Source organism: Streptomyces reniochalinae (assembly GCF_003323735.1).
Classification (GTDB): Bacteria; Actinomycetota; Actinomycetes; order Streptomycetales; family Streptomycetaceae; genus Streptomyces; species Streptomyces reniochalinae.
Genome location: NZ_QOIM01000026.1, coordinates 154,982 through 169,067, shown reverse-complemented (window position 1 = coordinate 169,067; position 14,086 = coordinate 154,982). Strand labels below are relative to the sequence as shown.

The following is a 14,086-nucleotide window of genomic DNA, read 5'->3' as shown; positions in this document are numbered from 1 at the left end:
CCGGGGCCTTTTCTGTGAGGAGGCCCCATGGCCACACCCATGTCCGCATCCACGTTCGTCGCCGCCCTCAAGAAGGAGGGCGTCAAGGTCTCCGAGAAGTACAGCGGCTGGCGCACCCACAACCGCAACCACGTCGGCGCCTGGGGCGGCATCAACGGCGTCCTCATCCACCACACCGCCGGCCGCGACAGCCGCGCCCTCTGCTACAACGGGCGCTCCGACCTGCCCGGACCCCTATGCCACACGCACCTCGCGAAGGACGGCACAGCCACCATGATCTCTTCCGGGCGTGCGAACCACGCCGGGACCGCCGCCCGCAACGCGTTCAACGCCGTCGTCAACGAGTCATCCACCCACCCCCACCCGTCCGCGTCCAGCGGGACGGTCGACGGAAACGCCCACTTCTACGGCATCGAGATCGAAAACCTCGGCACCAGCAAAGACCCCTACCCCGCGGCCCAGTACGACGCCGCCGTCCGCTGGGCCGCCGCGATCTGCCGCCACTACGGCTGGTCAGCCGACAGCGTCGTCGGCCACAAGGAAACCAGCATCGAGGGCAAGCCCGATCCCTCGTTCGACATGACCAAGTTCCGCCGCGACGTCGCCGCCCGGTTGAAGGGCTCGGCCGGCAGCGGATCCGTCACCGGCACCGAGAAGGAGATCGAAAACATGGACAAGAAGACCGCCTACACGACGTTCTGGACCGGCGACTACGCCCCCGCGCCGAAGACCGCCTCCACCGTCAAGGAGAACCCGACCTGGATGCCCATCTCGGTTCTGGTCGGCAACTACGAGCAGACCTCCCGGGCCCGGGACGACATCGCCGAGCTGGCCAAGCAGGTCTCCGAGCTCACCAAGCAGGTCTCCGAGCTCTCCAAGAAGGTCAAGTAGCCCCTAACCGGAACACGATCAGTCCATTTCTTCTCTCAGAAGGATCCTGCCGTGAGAGTCCTCGGCCGCGAGCCCGCGCTCGTCCTCAACACCGTCTCCGCCGCCCTGTCCGTGCTCGTCACCCTCAACTTCGGGATGACCACCGCGCAAGCAGGCGCCATCGTCGCCGTCATCAGCGCGGTTTTCGCAGCAGCAGCAGCCGTCGTCACTCGGCCCATCGCCCCAAACGCGTTCACGGGCCTCGTCGCCGCCGTCGCCGCACTCACCGCCGCATTCGGCTTCGAAGTCGCCCCCGAAACCGTCGGCGCCATCACCGGCCTCATCCTCGCCGGACTCGCACTCCTCACCCGCGGGCAGGTGAGCCCGTCCAAGCCGGACGCCCCTGCCGCCGGAGCCTGACCAGGGGGCCCACATGTCGGACGAGCCGACACTCGGGGAGGTGGTGCGACGCCTCGAAGCCGTCCACCAAGACCTCAAGGAAGACGTCCGCGAGCTCGGCTCCCGCCTCGACAGCAAAGTCTCAATCGAGCGCTACGACTACGAACACCGTGCCCGCGATGACGACTCCCGCCGAATGAGCGAACGAGTCCGCGCCATCGAAGAAGCCCGAGACGCCGACGCACGACAAGCAGACCAGGACCGGCGCGCCGCCGAAGACCGGCGCCGCAGCGACCGCCGGCTCGTCTTCACTGCGCTGGTGGCGCCGATCCTGCTGCTGCTACTCCAGACGTACCTGGCGGCGAGGGGGGCGGGCTCGTGAGCACGCACCACCACCCCAGCAAGCGGCGGCGCCGCAACGACCTCCTGTACGCCGCTGCGGTCGTGGTGGCCCTGGCCGCGTTCGCGTGGGTGGTGCTCACTATGCAGCGCCTCGCCGGGGACCTCCGTGAAGCCAACGACGCCCGCGATGCCCTCGCCGAGCAGGTACAGCAGCTCGGCGAGAAACCCGTCGCCGGCCCACCTGGATCCCGCGGCGACTCCGGCGACGCTGGGCAAGTCGGCCCTCGGGGACCCCGCGGACCCGAAGGCGACCAGGGCAACCGAGGACCCACCGGCAAGCCCGGGGCCAGCGGAAAGGACGGAGACAGCGGCCCCGACGGCAAGACCGGAGAAGCCGGGAAGGCCGGGGACGAGGGGCCGAAGGGTGAGCAAGGGGAGACCGGCAAGGACGGCGCCCCCGGCGAACCCGGGCCCCAAGGACCCAAGGGCGAGCCCGGCGCTTCCGGGCCCCGCGGCGAACAAGGCCCGCAAGGCGAACGCGGACCCGCCGGCCCAGCACCCTCGTCATGGACCTGGACGTACAACGGCGTCACCTACCAGTGCACGCCCACCACCGACGGGGCCACCTCCTACAGCTGCGCCCCCACCGGGAGCGGCAGCGGCCAGGACGGGCCCACACCAGAGACCGCCGCACTCGACCCCAGCCGACGCACCTACCCGTAAGGAGCCCCGTGCCCGACCCGTCGCAGCCCCGACCCGTCACCCCACGCCCCACCCCCGGCGGCGCCGACCTCGGCTCCCAAGTCGACATGGGCTGGGTGGACCCGCCGCCCGAACCGTCGCCGGAGCCGCCGCCCCCGCCGTCCAACAACCCGTTCCTCGAACCCGCCATCGCACCCCCGGCCGAACCGCTGGCCGACTAGGCGGCATGACAACGCCCCGCCCTCCTGCCATGGCAGGGGAGCGGGGCGCATCGTCGTGTGCGCTACTTCGCCTTCTCGTACTCGACGGTCTGGTCGCACGGCTTCCCGTACTTGCGCAGCGCTTTCCGCTCCGCCTTGTCCGCTGACAGGCCCCACCGCAGCTTGGTCGCCACCCAGTCGTTCACGTACTGGCAGTAGGCACCCTTGGCCGGCGGCATCCACTCGGCCGGATCCCTGTCGCCCTTCGACCGGTTCGGCCCCAGGCTCACGGCCACCAGGGAGCGCTTCGCCTTGAGATCGTTGGCGTACCGCTCCCGCTTCTCTGTATCCCAGCCGTGCGCGCCCGACGCCCACGCCTCCGCCAGCGGCACCACGTGATCGATATCCAAGGAGCGGTCGTTCGTGGTGGTCTTGCCGTCGTAGTACGACTCCCACTTCCCGCCCGACAGCTTGCAGTCCTCGCCCTGCTTAGGCTTCTCGATCGCTTCCTGGATGAGGACTTCCTTGCGGGTGTCGCAGCCGTCGTGGTCGGCGTCCACCCACAGCTTGAACTTTTCGCGGTCGTAGCCGCGGGTGTGCTCCGGCTTCACCGGCAGCTCGTCCACCGCGTCGCTGACGGTCAAGGCGTCACCGGCGGCGGCCGGCTTGGAGTCCGCGGGCTTTGGATCGTCGGCCATCTGCTGACAACCCGACAGGAGTACTGCCGCGACCGCCACGGCGACAGGGAGGCGCGTCTTCAACATGCCAGCAGCATCCCACGCGAGGCGACGCGCAAACGGGCTTAAGTATCAGTCCAAGATGATCTGTAACAGATGCCCGGATGTGCTGGCGACGACTCAACACGATGGTTGATAATGACAGTTATCCAACACTCAACCTGGAGTGCCCGTGGCAGACCCGACCGTGTACTACGACGTGACCGAGCAGGTGCGGGACGCGCTCCTCCACGCTCCGATCCTCGGATGGACCGGAGAGCGCAACTACGACGCGGCGGCGGCCTATGCAGCAAGCACCGCGCTGCATGAGACAGCGGACATCCTCCGCGAACGCGCTGAGGTGTATGCCGCCGACGGCAAGCATGAGGCCGCGCGGGTGCTACTCGACGAGGCGGACCGACTGGCAGACCGTGAGCGAACTCGGCCGAGTCTGGGCGGTGAGCGGTGACCGCCCTCGTTCCGCGCCCGTCGGCGGAACTGTCGACCGACCGGCACGACCCCCGCGACGACTGGCCCGACGAAGCCCGCGCCCTCGCCGACCACCTCGCCGAGTTCTACGGCGACGCCGACCCGCTGCCCACCATCGCCGGAGGATGGATCGCACGGCAGAAGTCCCGCCACACCCGGCGGGCCTACGTCCGCACCTTCAAGTCGTGGGAGGAATACGCCCGCAGCGCGAGTATCCACCCGCTCCAGGCGAAGCTGCCCCTCGCCGACGCCTACGCCAAACACCTCGCCAAGACCCCCACCCGCAACGGCAAGCCCCCGGCGGAGACCACACAGGCCCAAGCTCTCGCCGCCGCCGGGAGCTTCTACACCTACGCCGCCCGCCTCCAAGCCGTCGACTCCGACCCGTTCGCCGCCGTCCTCCGCCCCTACGTCGACCCCGACTACTCACCGACCGAAGGCATGACGGAGGAAGAGACCGCCCGGCTCATCGAGGCCGCCCGCGACTGGGCACCCCGCTCCTACGCACTCGTCACGCTCCTCTACCTCACCGGCGCCCGCGTCGACGAACTCCTGTCGCTGGACGCCGACCAGCTCGGCTACAACCACGGGCACCGCACCCTGCCACTCACACAGAAGGGCGGCAAGAAGCGCCCCGCACCCGTACCCCCGCTCGCCCTCGACGCGCTCCTCGGCTACCTCGGCGACCGCACCGACGGCCCGCTCTTCATCACCGACACCGGACGCCTGCGGCGCTGGACGCAGCCCGAAGCGTGGAAGCACCTCCGAGTCCTCGCCCGCCGCGCCGGAATCCCGCAGGCAGCCACGATCAAACCCCACACCCTGCGGCACCAGTTCATCACCGACAACCTCGCCAACGGAGTCCCCCTCCAAGACGTCCAAGACGCCGTCTCCCACTCCGACCCGCGCACCACCCAGCGATACAACCGGCGCCGACGCCAACTCGACGACCACCCCGCTTACAGCCTCGCCGCGAAACTCGCCGCCAGGCTCGACACCGAAGAAGAGGAGACGCCAAGTGCGACCGGAAGAGATTGAGATCGGCGCGTACTACGTGAACGTGCACGACCGCGGTGACCAGGTGCGGGTGCTGGAGGTAACGCCCGACAGAACCGCGACCATCGCGGCGGTGAAGGTCGAGTCACGGTGAGGCGGGGATACTCGGGTCTACGAGTCCGTGAACTTCGCCCGCGACTTCCGCCCGCTCTAACTCCCCACCCAGCACGGTGCCCCCGCCAGTCGTAGTGGCGGGGGCACCGCCGTGTGAGGCTACCCGCTGCTGGGTGTCCACTCGTAGGAGCCGCCGCCGCGCCAGTCGATGAGGTCCACGTCGTCGAGGCGCACGTCGGCCCGGTCAAGGCCAACGCCCTCGAGGAGGTCGAGGACCTCCATCACGTTGTAGGCGACGCCGAGGATCCGACCGCGGGCGACGACGCGCCTGCCGCCCTGACTGTCGGGTGCGTGGACGACGACCGGGGGCATGCCGCTACCCGGCCGCGTTGTCGGGGTGCCACACGTCGTGGCCGCCGCCGCGCCATTCGACGAGCGGCCCGTCGAGGTCGAGCTTGCTTCTGGTCCAGCCCGCGTCGGCGAGGAGATCGGCGAGTTCTTCGAGGCTGTGGGCCCGGCCGAGGATGCGGTCGTAGCAGCGCACGCGACGGCCGCCGTCCTGGTCGGGCGGGTACACGATCACCGGGGCAGCCATGCCCCCAGCCTGCGGCACAGCGACCGGGCCCGCATCCCGGGCAAAGAATCTTGGTTGAACATGCAACCTTCTGGTCTGTCCGGTCGTCTGCCATGTATCCGCGTATAGCGCGCCACAACGGGCGCGACCCCCCACAACTACATAAGGAGATCATCTTGGGTAGAACCTTGGGCGTCATCACCGCCACCGTCGCCGCCGGAATCCTCCTCACCGGCTCCCAGGCAGGCGCCACCACCACCCGCACCGCAGCTACCCAGACCGGCACGGTCGTCACGCAGGGCACCGGCTGGAAGCACGCCACCATCCTCGGCGTCACCAGCGTGTCCCCGACGAAGACGTACACGATCACGTTCGACACGGCCGCCATGAAGGCCCGCTACGCCCCCTACTACACCGAAGCGATCAAGCAGATACGGGACGCCGGCATCCACATCCAGGTCGGGGGAGTCGAACCCGTCGACGTCACCAAATGCGGGCCCGCCGACCACATCCAGATCACCGAGCTGCACCGGCCCCTCGGCACGCCCGGCTGGTCACAAGGCATGCCCTGCCCGTTCCCCGACCAGGGGATGAGCCGCGGCGGCATGGTCGCCTACGACTCCGAGTACTGGGACGGCACCTGGTACATGCCGGACTACAAGCTGAAGAACACGATCGTCCACGAGGTGCTGCACGCCATCGGCCTCGACCACCCCAACGTCGACCTCGACGGCGACGGCATAGCCGGGCCCTACGAGTGCGTTGCCACCAGCTACGGCAACAAGCCAATCATGTGCAGCCCGAACGGCGGCTACTCCACCAGCAACGCCGGGAAGCTCGTCGGCTACGACGTGAACGGGCTGAAAGCCCTCGTCGCCAACGCCCGCGCGCAGGGCCTCTCGTAGCCGCCCGCCTGTCACCGCGACCTGCCACACTGGCGGTATCCAATCCATCATGCTGGCTGCATGTGGACGGACGGCCCCGTCGACAGCGCGACGGGGCCGAAACCGTGAGGAGGACCGGTGGCCTATTACGCGCACTTCTGGCGCAACTTCGAGGAATACCGCCTGCCATTCGACACGGTGGACGATGCCGTGGACTACCTACGTGAGGGGTCCGACGCCAGCACGCTGTCCGTGATTGACGTGCTGGACGAGGACGGGACCGTGGTGCTGGAGGGCGACTCGCTGAGTGACGCGTTCAGGTCGTCGAGGCTGAGAGCGGCAAGCGCGTGACCGGCGACCTGGTGGCGTTCCTGCGGGCACGGCTCGACGAAGACGAGCAGGCAGCGCGGGCCACTATGTGGGAGGGCTCGGGCAACCGTGCGGACTGGTCCCTGCCCGCCTCCGCGACCGTGGGCACCGGCGAGGACGAGTTCTACGCCGGAGACCGCACTGTCGCCGCCCACATCGCCCGCCACGACCCGGCCCGGGTCCTCGCCGAGGTCGACGCCAAGCGGCGGATCATCGAGCTACACCATGTCGTGGGCGGCTGGCAGGACGAGGACGGCAACGACCACGGGGACGGATGCGGCGAGTGCGGACACTCCGAGGAGTACTCCGACCGAGACGGCTGGTGCGAGACGCTGCGTCTGCTCGCCCTGCCCCACGCCGACCACCCGGAGTACCGCGAGGAGTGGAAGCCGTGAATATCTACTGGCTGTTGGCGGGCATCGGTGTCGGTGCGACACTCGCGGGCTACCTGGCCAGCCGCGCCATGGGCCGTCACGCCAGCGGCGGGGAAGTCCGACGGAGGCCGATCGATGATTCGGTTCCGGCTATCCTGTCACCCGGCAAACAGATCACAGACCCGGACGAAGCGGAAGCGCTGGGCATGACCGCTTACGTCCGACGGCTACGCCAGGGTCGCGCCGGGATGCCAGTGGCGCCGGATATCAACACCTCGCCCTACCGGCAGGGTCTTCGGCGAGGCATGCGAGGCAATCAACCCTAGCCTGCCTCGGCTGCTCGTGCGGCCCGCTTGAGATCTTGTTCGGCGGTGTACCAGCCGTGCTCCCCGACGAGCCCGGAGTCCTCGAGGGCCTGGTTCTTCTTCGCGGCGGCCTGCCGCATGGCCTCCCGTAGCGGCTCCGCGTCATCCCCGGTGTAGGCGGACAACTCCCGATCCGCGGCGAACACCGCCAGCTGGAGCTCGATCAGATCAGCATGCGTCTCGGGGTCGATCACGTTCGCCATACCCTGATCCTACGGTTGCCGGACGACAACCCCCGTCACGCCGCGGTCGTCAGCTCCCGCGCCACAGCAGCCCGCCACACCGCCCGCAGCCGATCCAACTCCGCCAGCGCCTCCGGCGTCCACACCGCCCGACCAGCCACCAGCCGGCGGATCGCCGCATTCGCAGCCACCGCACTCACGCACCGGCCGCAACACGCCCCCGAAGTGGTCATGCAGCGAGTCTAGGCGCCGCCACTGTCAGCCAGCCCGGGCTCGGGGGCCTGGATGTAGGTGCCCTTGCCGGGGAGCGTTATGGCCAGCCCGCGGTCGCGGAGCTCCTGCACGACGCGGCGGGCGGTGCCGTAAGCGATGCCGTACTCCTCTGCGAGGTCTCGCTCGCCTGGGAGGCGCGCTCCGGGCCGCAGCTGCCCGGCATCGATACGGCGCGCGATGTCGTCAGCGACCTGGACGTACACGTAGACCGGCAGGCCGGGGTCCACCCACCCACCATGATCATCTCCCATAGTGTCACACGGTAGAGCGCCCCTGAGCTGCACAAACCTACGGGTAGCTGCACAGAGCTGTATAGAGCTCTATGAGGCAGCTACCCTCGAATGGATGCCGCAGTGGTGCGGCGAAGGGGGACTCATGACTGGCATCTGGTTACCGCGGCAGCCGTAACCGTCGAGCCTGTTCCCCCAGTTGACCGCGCTCCGGCCGTGTCTTGGGCGAGTCATCCGCCCCTCGCGCTGCCGTGGCCCTCCCTGCACCCCCTTTTGCGGGAGGGCCACGGCACTCTCATCACTCGAACGAGTGATCGATATCCGTGAGCGCCAGGTCTACCCTCAAGATCAGCAGACGGCCGACCCTCGGGCGCCAGTCCTACCTCCCAAGTAGGCGACCCGAGTGGTCGGCCGTCTGCGTTGAGTGGGAAATGGGAGATGAATGGGAGACGGACGACGCCTCCTACTCCCTTCTAGTACCTATGCCTGCACCGAACTGCACTAAAATACCAGGAGATGTGTCCTGACCTGACCTGTTGCTTCCCCCACCAGGAGCTACGCAGCAGTCGAACCGATCATCATGGTCATGTATTCGATGACGTCCGGCGTCTCGGTCGGATCCTGCTCGCCGCTGGGGCGCCGGCGTCTGACGAGGAAGACCGCGGCGACCACCAGACATGCGGCGAGCAGGCCGAGAACCAGAACGAGCCAGTCGGACAACAGGGCCTCCAGGTGCGCGGGCAGACATACGTGCGTGGGGGTGGAGCTCGTGGCGGCGGGATCGGAAGCGTGCTCGGCGGTGCGTGTCGGTGCGCGTGCGCGGACCGGGGGAAGGGAGGCGGAGGGATCAGCCGCCGCCGGACGCCCCGGAGGCCGCCTGCCGGGCGCTGTGCGTACGGGGGCGCAGGGCGGCTGCCGCGAGCACGGCCGGCGCGATGACCAGCAAGGCGCGGGTGACCATCGACATGGAGCCGTCGGGCTGTCGCCGGTCGGGGGAGAGGTGGCGCGGGGCCGCGGCAAGGCTGCGGGAGGGCGACGGCTGGGGCGACGCGGGCGTGGGGTCGTCCGGGCGCGTCGGGGAGGGCCGCTCGGGCGGCCGGGGCGGAGCCTGTGTATGTCCGACGGGCGCCGCCGGTCCGGAGGGAGCCGTGGCCGGAGGTTTCGGAGGCGGAGGCGCCGGGCTGGCGGGGGGTGAGGACGGTGGAGTGGGTGCGGGGGGACTCGGCGTCGGCTCCGGCGGCGTGGGAGTGGGTGTCGGTGTGGGGCTCGGCGTGGGCGGTTCCGAGTGGCAGGGCCGACGGCCGGACGAGAGGTGCACGGTGCCTTGCGCGGTCTGGATGGTCAGGGAGGCCCCCGGACAGCCGTGCGGCCGCCCGGATGTCGCGGTCACCCGCGAGTCGTCGGTGTGGACGGTGAGACGCGAGCCATCGTCAGGCCGCGGACCTGCCGTGGCGCCGAACGACTGCGTGGCCCCCACCGTCGCGTCGGGGCGGGCGGTGGAGGCACCCGGAGTCGGCGGCGGAGACGGCGAGACCGGCGACGGGTGTGGTGGGACCGGCGGCGTGGTCACCGCGCCGTCTGGGCCGGTGCCGGCGGGGGATACGGCGGCCGCAGGGGCCATGGAGGAATTGTTCGGAGCGTGTCGGGGCGTGAGGGAGGACGCACCGAGCGCCGAGGCCCCTCCTGCCGTACCGAGCGCGGCGCAGACAACGAGCGCCGTCGTCAGTGTCCTTCGTCGTGTGTGGCCGTCGGCCCGCTCGCTGTCCCGTTGCTGCACACGCCGAGCATGAGGGGCGTGAGGGGGCGCGCAGAAGGCTTCTTGCCGGTAGTCACACGATGGACTGAAATGCCTGCACGCAGCGGGCTCTGTGCCCCCGAACTGGCGTGCTCACGCGGGGGGTTGAGGGGCGTCCGGCGCGGGCGTCCGTGGCTCATGTGTGTGGAGCCAGACGTGGTGGCGGCGGGTCGTGCCGCGCCGTGGCGGATCGTGACCGGGCGGCGGTACGCCACCGTCCCCACCCGGCGCCGGTCACCTGCCGGTGTGCTTACCGGGGCGACCCTTCCCGTCCCGAGCCGACGAGGGATGCCGGAGCGGGACGGGAAGGGTCCGGCCGTGACCGGTGGCGGTCACTGCGCCTTGACGAGCTCCATGTACCGCGCCCAGTCCCAGTACGGCCCGGGGTCGGTGTGGTCGGCTCCCGGCACCTCGTCGTGGCCGATGATGTTCCGGCGGTCCACCGGGATGCCGTGGCGACGGCAGATGTCGGCGGTCAGCGCGGCCGACGCCTCGTACAGGGCGTCCGTGAACCAGGTGCCCGGGGCGTCGATCCAGCCCTCGTGTTCGATGCCGATGCTGCGGGTGTTGTAGTCCCAGTTGCCCGCGTGCCAGGCCACGTTCTTCTCCCGTACGACCTGGGCGACATGGCCGTCAGCCGAGCGGGTCAAGTAGTGCGGGGAGACGGCCTTGTCCGGGTTCTGGAAGATGGCGAGCGCGTCGTCGTAGTACTCCTGGGTGACGTGGATGACCACGAACTCGACCGGGTACTCCGCCGGCCGGTCGGCCACCGTGTAGTTGGACGAGGAGGCGGGGATCCACTCCGCTTCGGGATAGTCGACGCCGGCCGATGCTCTGGAGCGTGCCACCGCGGCGCCGCCGGTCAGCAGCGAGGCGCCGGTGAGGCCCGCGGCGAGAGCGAGACCGGTCCCGCCGCGCAGCAGCGTGCGCCGGGAGGTGCGGCGGGCCGGCATGGAGGTGTGGTGGTGTGCTGAGTCCATCGTGTCTCCCAGTGGGGGGAAGAGGGGGAGGGGGTGAGAAGCAATGGGTGCACGCGCGTGAGGAGTTGACGCGCGTTGATGATGGCAGCCGCCGGGAAGGCTGCCAAGAGCCGCACAACTGTGCCATTGGACTGACCTCTGGACGGCGCGCGAGCGCCAAGCGGACCGTTGCGGATGCCGCGAGTCAGCGACCGAACCGTCCCGGACGTACGGGTGCTCTTCGTGCGGGCATTATTCCCCCGCTCAGCCCAGGTAGGACAGCGGATCGTCCAGCACCACGCGGACGGCGGCATGGGCGGCCCCCAGGAGCGGCCCCTCCGCGCCGAGACCGGAGATCACCAGCGCAGGCGGAACACCGGGCGCGGCCGTACGCTCCCGCAACTCCCGCTCCAGCGCGGGCAGGAGCCAGGTCGCGAACCGGGCCAGAGCGCCGCCGAGCACCACGGCACGGGGGTCGAGCAGGTTGACCGTCCCGGCGAGCGCGACGCCCAGAGCCGTCCCGGCCTCCTCCAGCGCGTCACGGGCGCGTGTGTCGCCCGCGCCCGCCCGCTCCGCCAGAGCCGTGAGAGCGTCGTCGCGAGCGCCGTCGGTGCGCAGGCCCGCCGCGCGCAGGAGCGCGACCTCCCCCGCGTACTGTTCCAGGCAGCCCCTGCCACCGCAGCCACAGCGGGGCCCGTCCGGGCGCACGGGAACGTGTCCCAGCTCCCCGGCGAATCCTCGTGCGCCGCGCAGGAGTTCGCCCGAGAGCACGACGGCTGCCCCGATGCCCACCTCGGCCGAGACGTGCACGAAGTCGCGGGGGACCCGGCCGCTGCCCAGCCAGAGTTCGGCGAGGGCGCCGAGGTTGGCCTCGTTGTCCACGAGGAGAGGCAGCGCCTCGACGAGAGGGGGTGTCTCGATGGTGCCGCGTTCTCCAGGGTCGGCGAGGGCGCTCGCGATGTCGGTGTCGGACCAGCCGAGGTTCGGCGCGCGCACCACGGTGGTGGTCCCTCGCGCGACCAGTCCGGGGACGGCCACCGCGAGGCGGACGGGGCGGAGCCCCAGCCCCCGGGCCTGCTGGGCCACCTCGTCCACCAGCGTACGCAGGCGGGTGAGGACCAGCTCCGGAGCGCTGCCCCGGCCGTCGGACTCCAGACGGGCCCGGGTGCGCACCTGTCCGCGCGGATCGACCGCGCAGACGGCGAGGTGGTCGACGCCGATCTCCGCACCCAGCCCGCACGGGCCTGCGTCGGTCAGCGCGAGGGCGGTGCCGGGACGTCCTGGACCTCCGCCCGCCCCGCCGGGCGGAGTGGTGCCCTGTTCGGTCAGCAGACCGCCGCGCAGCAGCTCCTCGACGAGCGTGGAGACCGCCGTGCGGGTGAGTCCCAACCGCGCCGCCACAGCCGCCCGCGAGCACGGTCCCTGCTCGGCCACCGCGTGCAGCACACGCGACAGGTTGCGCCGGCGCATCTCCCGCTGCGGACTGGCGCCATGACCTGTCATCGGGGCCGAAGACTCCTTCCGGCCGACAGGACTCCCTGTTGCCGTCGTCGCAGTGGGTGCGGGCGGTGCGTTCGGTGTGGATGGTGCTTTCGGTGCGGGTGGTGTGGGCGGTGGATCTCAGTGCCGCATGTCGAGCAGCGTCCTGGCGCCTTCGAGCGTCTCGGACAGCCGGGTGAGCGCGGCCTCGTCCCGCTCGACCGGCTCGTACGCAGGGCCGTCGGCGGTGTTCCAGCGGCGGGCGACCGCGGCCGGGTCCTCTCCCAGCAGCAACCCCGCGGCCTGCGCCGCCGCACCCAGCGCCACCAGCTCTTCCGCCCGGGGCACCTGGACCGCTCGCCCGGACAGCCGCCGTACCGTCTCGCGCCAGGCGATCCCTTTGGCGCCGCCGCCGATCAGCAGCAGGGGCGCGTCATCCGCATCGTCGCCCGCCTGGCCCAGTACGAGGCCGAGGGCGCGCAGCAGTGCGAAGACCGCGCCGTCGTAGGCGGCCTGGAGCACCTGGCCGCCGGTGGTGGCCTGCTGAAGCCCGGTCAGCAGCCCCGTGGCGTACGGCAGGTCGGGCGTGCGCTCGCCGTCGAGGAAGGGCAGCGCGGTGACGCGGCCGCCCGCTTCGACGTCCTCGCGGTCGCGGGAGAGCAGCGTGGCCAGCCGGTCGACGGCCAGGGTGCAGTTGAGGGTGCAGGCCAGTGGCAGCCAGCCGCTGCCCGCGTCGGCGAACCCGGCCACTGTGCCGCTGGGGTCGGCGGGACGGCGCTCGGACACGGCGTAGACGGTGCCCGAGGTGCCCAGGCTGAGCACCGGCTGTCCGGGCAGCAGCCCGAGGCCGAGTGCGGCGGCCATGTTGTCGCCGGTGCCGGTGGCCACCAGGGTGCCGGGCGTGAGGAAACCGCCGTCCGTCTTGGCCACCGTGCCCGCGGCCTCGCCCGCTCGGTGAACGGGCGGCAGGAGAGCGGGGTCCAGCGCGGCCAGGCTCAGGATTTCCTCGTCGTACGACCCGGTTTGTGAGGACCACCAGCCGGTGCCCGATGCGTCGCCCCGGTCCGTGCCCGCCTGCCCCGTCAGCCGTTCGGTGAGGAAGTCGTGCGGCAGCCGTACGGCCGCTGTCTCCCGCGCCGCCTCGGGCTCGTTCTCGCGCAGCCAGGCCCACTTGGTGACGGTGAAGGCCGGGGCCGGCACGCTGCCGACCCGCCCGGCCCAGGCCCGCGGGCCCCCGAGGCCGGCCACCAGACGGTCGCGCTGCGGCGCGGAGCGTACGTCGTTCCACAGCAGGGCCGGGCGTACCGGGCGCCCGTCGGCATCCAGGGTCACCAGGCCGTGCTGCTGTCCCGCGACCGAGACGGCGGCGGCCTCCCCTGCGACCCTTCCGCACCGCGCCACCGCGGTGCTCAGCGCCTGCCACCATTCCTCGGGGTCCGATTCCCGGCGGTCGCCGGGAGAGACCGTGTGCGGCGCCTGACCCCGGGCGACGACCTCGCCGGTGGGGGCGTCCACGACGAGGACCTTGGTGGACTGGGTCGAGCTGTCGACCCCGATGACGAGCGGCCCTTCCGGTGCGGCCATGGGCTGCCGATCCCTTCCCTCGCTGCCGGTGCTGTGCGCATACTAATTTGTCAGCAGCCATGACGAATAGCCGTGCGCGGCAGTGCTCAGGCCCGTCACCCCCTCGTTACGGCCGTCGCGGAACGCCGCTCCCGCCGGGCGGGCGCGCCGCGGACGGACAGCGGACGGACACGCGGTGCGCAAGGGCCTG

21 protein-coding genes and 1 pseudogene are annotated in these 14,086 nt (G+C 70.8%); 12 read left to right on the top strand and 10 right to left on the bottom strand.

Annotated elements, in window-relative coordinates; translation table 11 throughout:
• Window positions 1-27: 27 nt before the first annotated feature.
• From DQ392_RS08500 to DQ392_RS08480, 5 genes are read left to right on the top strand one after another with little or no spacing between them, the layout of a single operon-like run.
• Window positions 28-891 (top strand): N-acetylmuramoyl-L-alanine amidase, encoded by an 864-nt coding sequence (locus DQ392_RS08500; RefSeq protein WP_114014906.1) that lies wholly within the window; start codon window positions 28-30, stop codon window positions 889-891.
• A 51-nt stretch (window positions 892-942) separates the two neighbouring features.
• The gene (locus DQ392_RS08495; protein WP_114014905.1) at window positions 943-1,290 is read left to right on the top strand and encodes a hypothetical protein; all 348 of its coding nucleotides are present in this window, start codon (window positions 943-945) and stop codon (window positions 1,288-1,290) included.
• 13 nt (window positions 1,291-1,303) lie between these two features.
• The gene (locus DQ392_RS08490; protein ID WP_114014904.1) at window positions 1,304-1,651 is read left to right on the top strand and encodes a hypothetical protein; all 348 of its coding nucleotides are present in this window, start codon (window positions 1,304-1,306) and stop codon (window positions 1,649-1,651) included.
• Window positions 1,648-2,334 (top strand): collagen-like domain-containing protein, encoded by a 687-nt coding sequence (locus DQ392_RS34785; RefSeq protein ID WP_114014903.1) that lies wholly within the window; start codon window positions 1,648-1,650, stop codon window positions 2,332-2,334. Before DQ392_RS08490 ends, DQ392_RS34785 begins: the two co-directional genes overlap by 4 nt.
• A gap of 8 nt (window positions 2,335-2,342) precedes the next feature.
• Window positions 2,343-2,534 (top strand): hypothetical protein, encoded by a 192-nt coding sequence (locus tag DQ392_RS08480; RefSeq protein WP_114014902.1) that lies wholly within the window; start codon window positions 2,343-2,345, stop codon window positions 2,532-2,534.
• A 62-nt stretch (window positions 2,535-2,596) separates the two neighbouring features.
• Here DQ392_RS08480 and DQ392_RS08475 read toward each other — a convergent pair whose 3' ends face one another.
• Window positions 2,597-3,277, bottom strand: a complete 681-nt coding sequence (locus DQ392_RS08475) for an HNH endonuclease family protein (RefSeq protein ID WP_114014901.1) — start codon at window positions 3,275-3,277, stop codon at window positions 2,597-2,599.
• Between the two features lie 145 nt (window positions 3,278-3,422).
• Between DQ392_RS08475 and DQ392_RS08470 the strand changes: the two genes are divergently transcribed.
• Genes DQ392_RS08470 through DQ392_RS35785 form a run of 3 tightly spaced genes read left to right on the top strand, consistent with a single transcriptional unit; the run spans window position 3,423 to window position 4,868 of the window.
• Window positions 3,423-3,698 carry a hypothetical protein gene (locus DQ392_RS08470; RefSeq protein ID WP_114014900.1) on the top strand — a complete coding sequence of 92 codons (276 nt, stop codon included), beginning with the start codon at window positions 3,423-3,425 and terminating at the stop codon, window positions 3,696-3,698.
• Window positions 3,695-4,756 carry a tyrosine-type recombinase/integrase gene (locus DQ392_RS08465; protein WP_114014899.1) on the top strand — a complete coding sequence of 354 codons (1,062 nt, stop codon included), beginning with the start codon at window positions 3,695-3,697 and terminating at the stop codon, window positions 4,754-4,756. Before DQ392_RS08470 ends, DQ392_RS08465 begins: the two co-directional genes overlap by 4 nt.
• Entirely contained in the window at window positions 4,737-4,868 is a 132-nt protein-coding gene (locus DQ392_RS35785; RefSeq protein ID WP_281272962.1) for a hypothetical protein, read from the top strand. The genes DQ392_RS08465 and DQ392_RS35785 overlap by 20 nt, the downstream gene beginning before the upstream one ends.
• A gap of 119 nt (window positions 4,869-4,987) precedes the next feature.
• Here DQ392_RS35785 and DQ392_RS08460 read toward each other — a convergent pair whose 3' ends face one another.
• Window positions 4,988-5,200, bottom strand: a complete 213-nt coding sequence (locus DQ392_RS08460; RefSeq protein ID WP_114014898.1) for a hypothetical protein — start codon at window positions 5,198-5,200, stop codon at window positions 4,988-4,990.
• Window positions 5,201-5,204: 4 nt separating this feature from the next.
• A complete protein-coding gene (locus tag DQ392_RS08455; protein WP_114014897.1) occupies window positions 5,205-5,423 on the bottom strand; it encodes a hypothetical protein in 219 nt (72 codons plus the stop codon).
• Between the two features lie 155 nt (window positions 5,424-5,578).
• On the opposite strand from DQ392_RS08455, the gene DQ392_RS08450 reads away from it, so the two are divergent.
• From DQ392_RS08450 to DQ392_RS34020, 4 genes are all read left to right on the top strand, one after another.
• Window positions 5,579-6,307 (top strand): zinc metalloprotease, encoded by a 729-nt coding sequence (locus tag DQ392_RS08450; protein WP_245981266.1) that lies wholly within the window; start codon window positions 5,579-5,581, stop codon window positions 6,305-6,307.
• Between the two features lie 117 nt (window positions 6,308-6,424).
• On the top strand, window positions 6,425-6,637 hold the full coding sequence (locus DQ392_RS08445) for a hypothetical protein (RefSeq protein WP_114014896.1): 213 nt from the start codon (window positions 6,425-6,427) through the stop codon (window positions 6,635-6,637).
• Entirely contained in the window at window positions 6,634-7,050 is a 417-nt protein-coding gene (locus DQ392_RS08440) for a DUF6221 family protein (RefSeq protein ID WP_114014895.1), read from the top strand. Before DQ392_RS08445 ends, DQ392_RS08440 begins: the two co-directional genes overlap by 4 nt.
• Window positions 7,047-7,355: a hypothetical protein gene (locus DQ392_RS34020; RefSeq protein ID WP_147266500.1), complete on the top strand. Its 309-nt coding sequence runs from the start codon at window positions 7,047-7,049 to the stop codon at window positions 7,353-7,355. The genes DQ392_RS08440 and DQ392_RS34020 overlap by 4 nt, the downstream gene beginning before the upstream one ends.
• Here DQ392_RS34020 and DQ392_RS08435 read toward each other — a convergent pair.
• The 7 genes and pseudogenes from DQ392_RS08435 to xylB form a co-directional block, all read right to left on the bottom strand.
• Window positions 7,352-7,597 (bottom strand): hypothetical protein, encoded by a 246-nt coding sequence (locus DQ392_RS08435; protein ID WP_114014894.1) that lies wholly within the window; start codon window positions 7,595-7,597, stop codon window positions 7,352-7,354. The genes DQ392_RS34020 and DQ392_RS08435 overlap by 4 nt on opposite strands.
• A 35-nt stretch (window positions 7,598-7,632) precedes the next feature.
• The gene (locus tag DQ392_RS34355) at window positions 7,633-7,809 is read right to left on the bottom strand and encodes a hypothetical protein (protein WP_181856330.1); all 177 of its coding nucleotides are present in this window, start codon (window positions 7,807-7,809) and stop codon (window positions 7,633-7,635) included.
• Between the two features lie 9 nt (window positions 7,810-7,818).
• Window positions 7,819-8,100, bottom strand: coding sequence for a GntR family transcriptional regulator (locus DQ392_RS08430; RefSeq protein ID WP_114014893.1), 282 nt, complete (start codon window positions 8,098-8,100; stop codon window positions 7,819-7,821).
• Window positions 8,101-8,649: 549 nt separating this feature from the next.
• Window positions 8,650-8,799: pseudogene (locus tag DQ392_RS34350) on the bottom strand (bestrophin-like domain); the annotation flags it as partial.
• A 1,407-nt stretch (window positions 8,800-10,206) separates the two neighbouring features.
• Window positions 10,207-10,854 (bottom strand): N-acetylmuramoyl-L-alanine amidase, encoded by a 648-nt coding sequence (locus DQ392_RS08420; protein WP_114014891.1) that lies wholly within the window; start codon window positions 10,852-10,854, stop codon window positions 10,207-10,209.
• A 243-nt stretch (window positions 10,855-11,097) separates the two neighbouring features.
• Complete coding sequence (locus DQ392_RS08415) at window positions 11,098-12,336, bottom strand: ROK family transcriptional regulator (protein WP_114014890.1); 1,239 nt, start codon at window positions 12,334-12,336, stop codon at window positions 11,098-11,100.
• 117 nt (window positions 12,337-12,453) lie between these two features.
• Window positions 12,454-13,896 (bottom strand): xylulokinase, encoded by a 1,443-nt coding sequence (gene xylB / locus DQ392_RS08410; protein WP_114014889.1) that lies wholly within the window; start codon window positions 13,894-13,896, stop codon window positions 12,454-12,456.
• Between the last annotated feature and the right edge of the window lie 190 nt (window positions 13,897-14,086).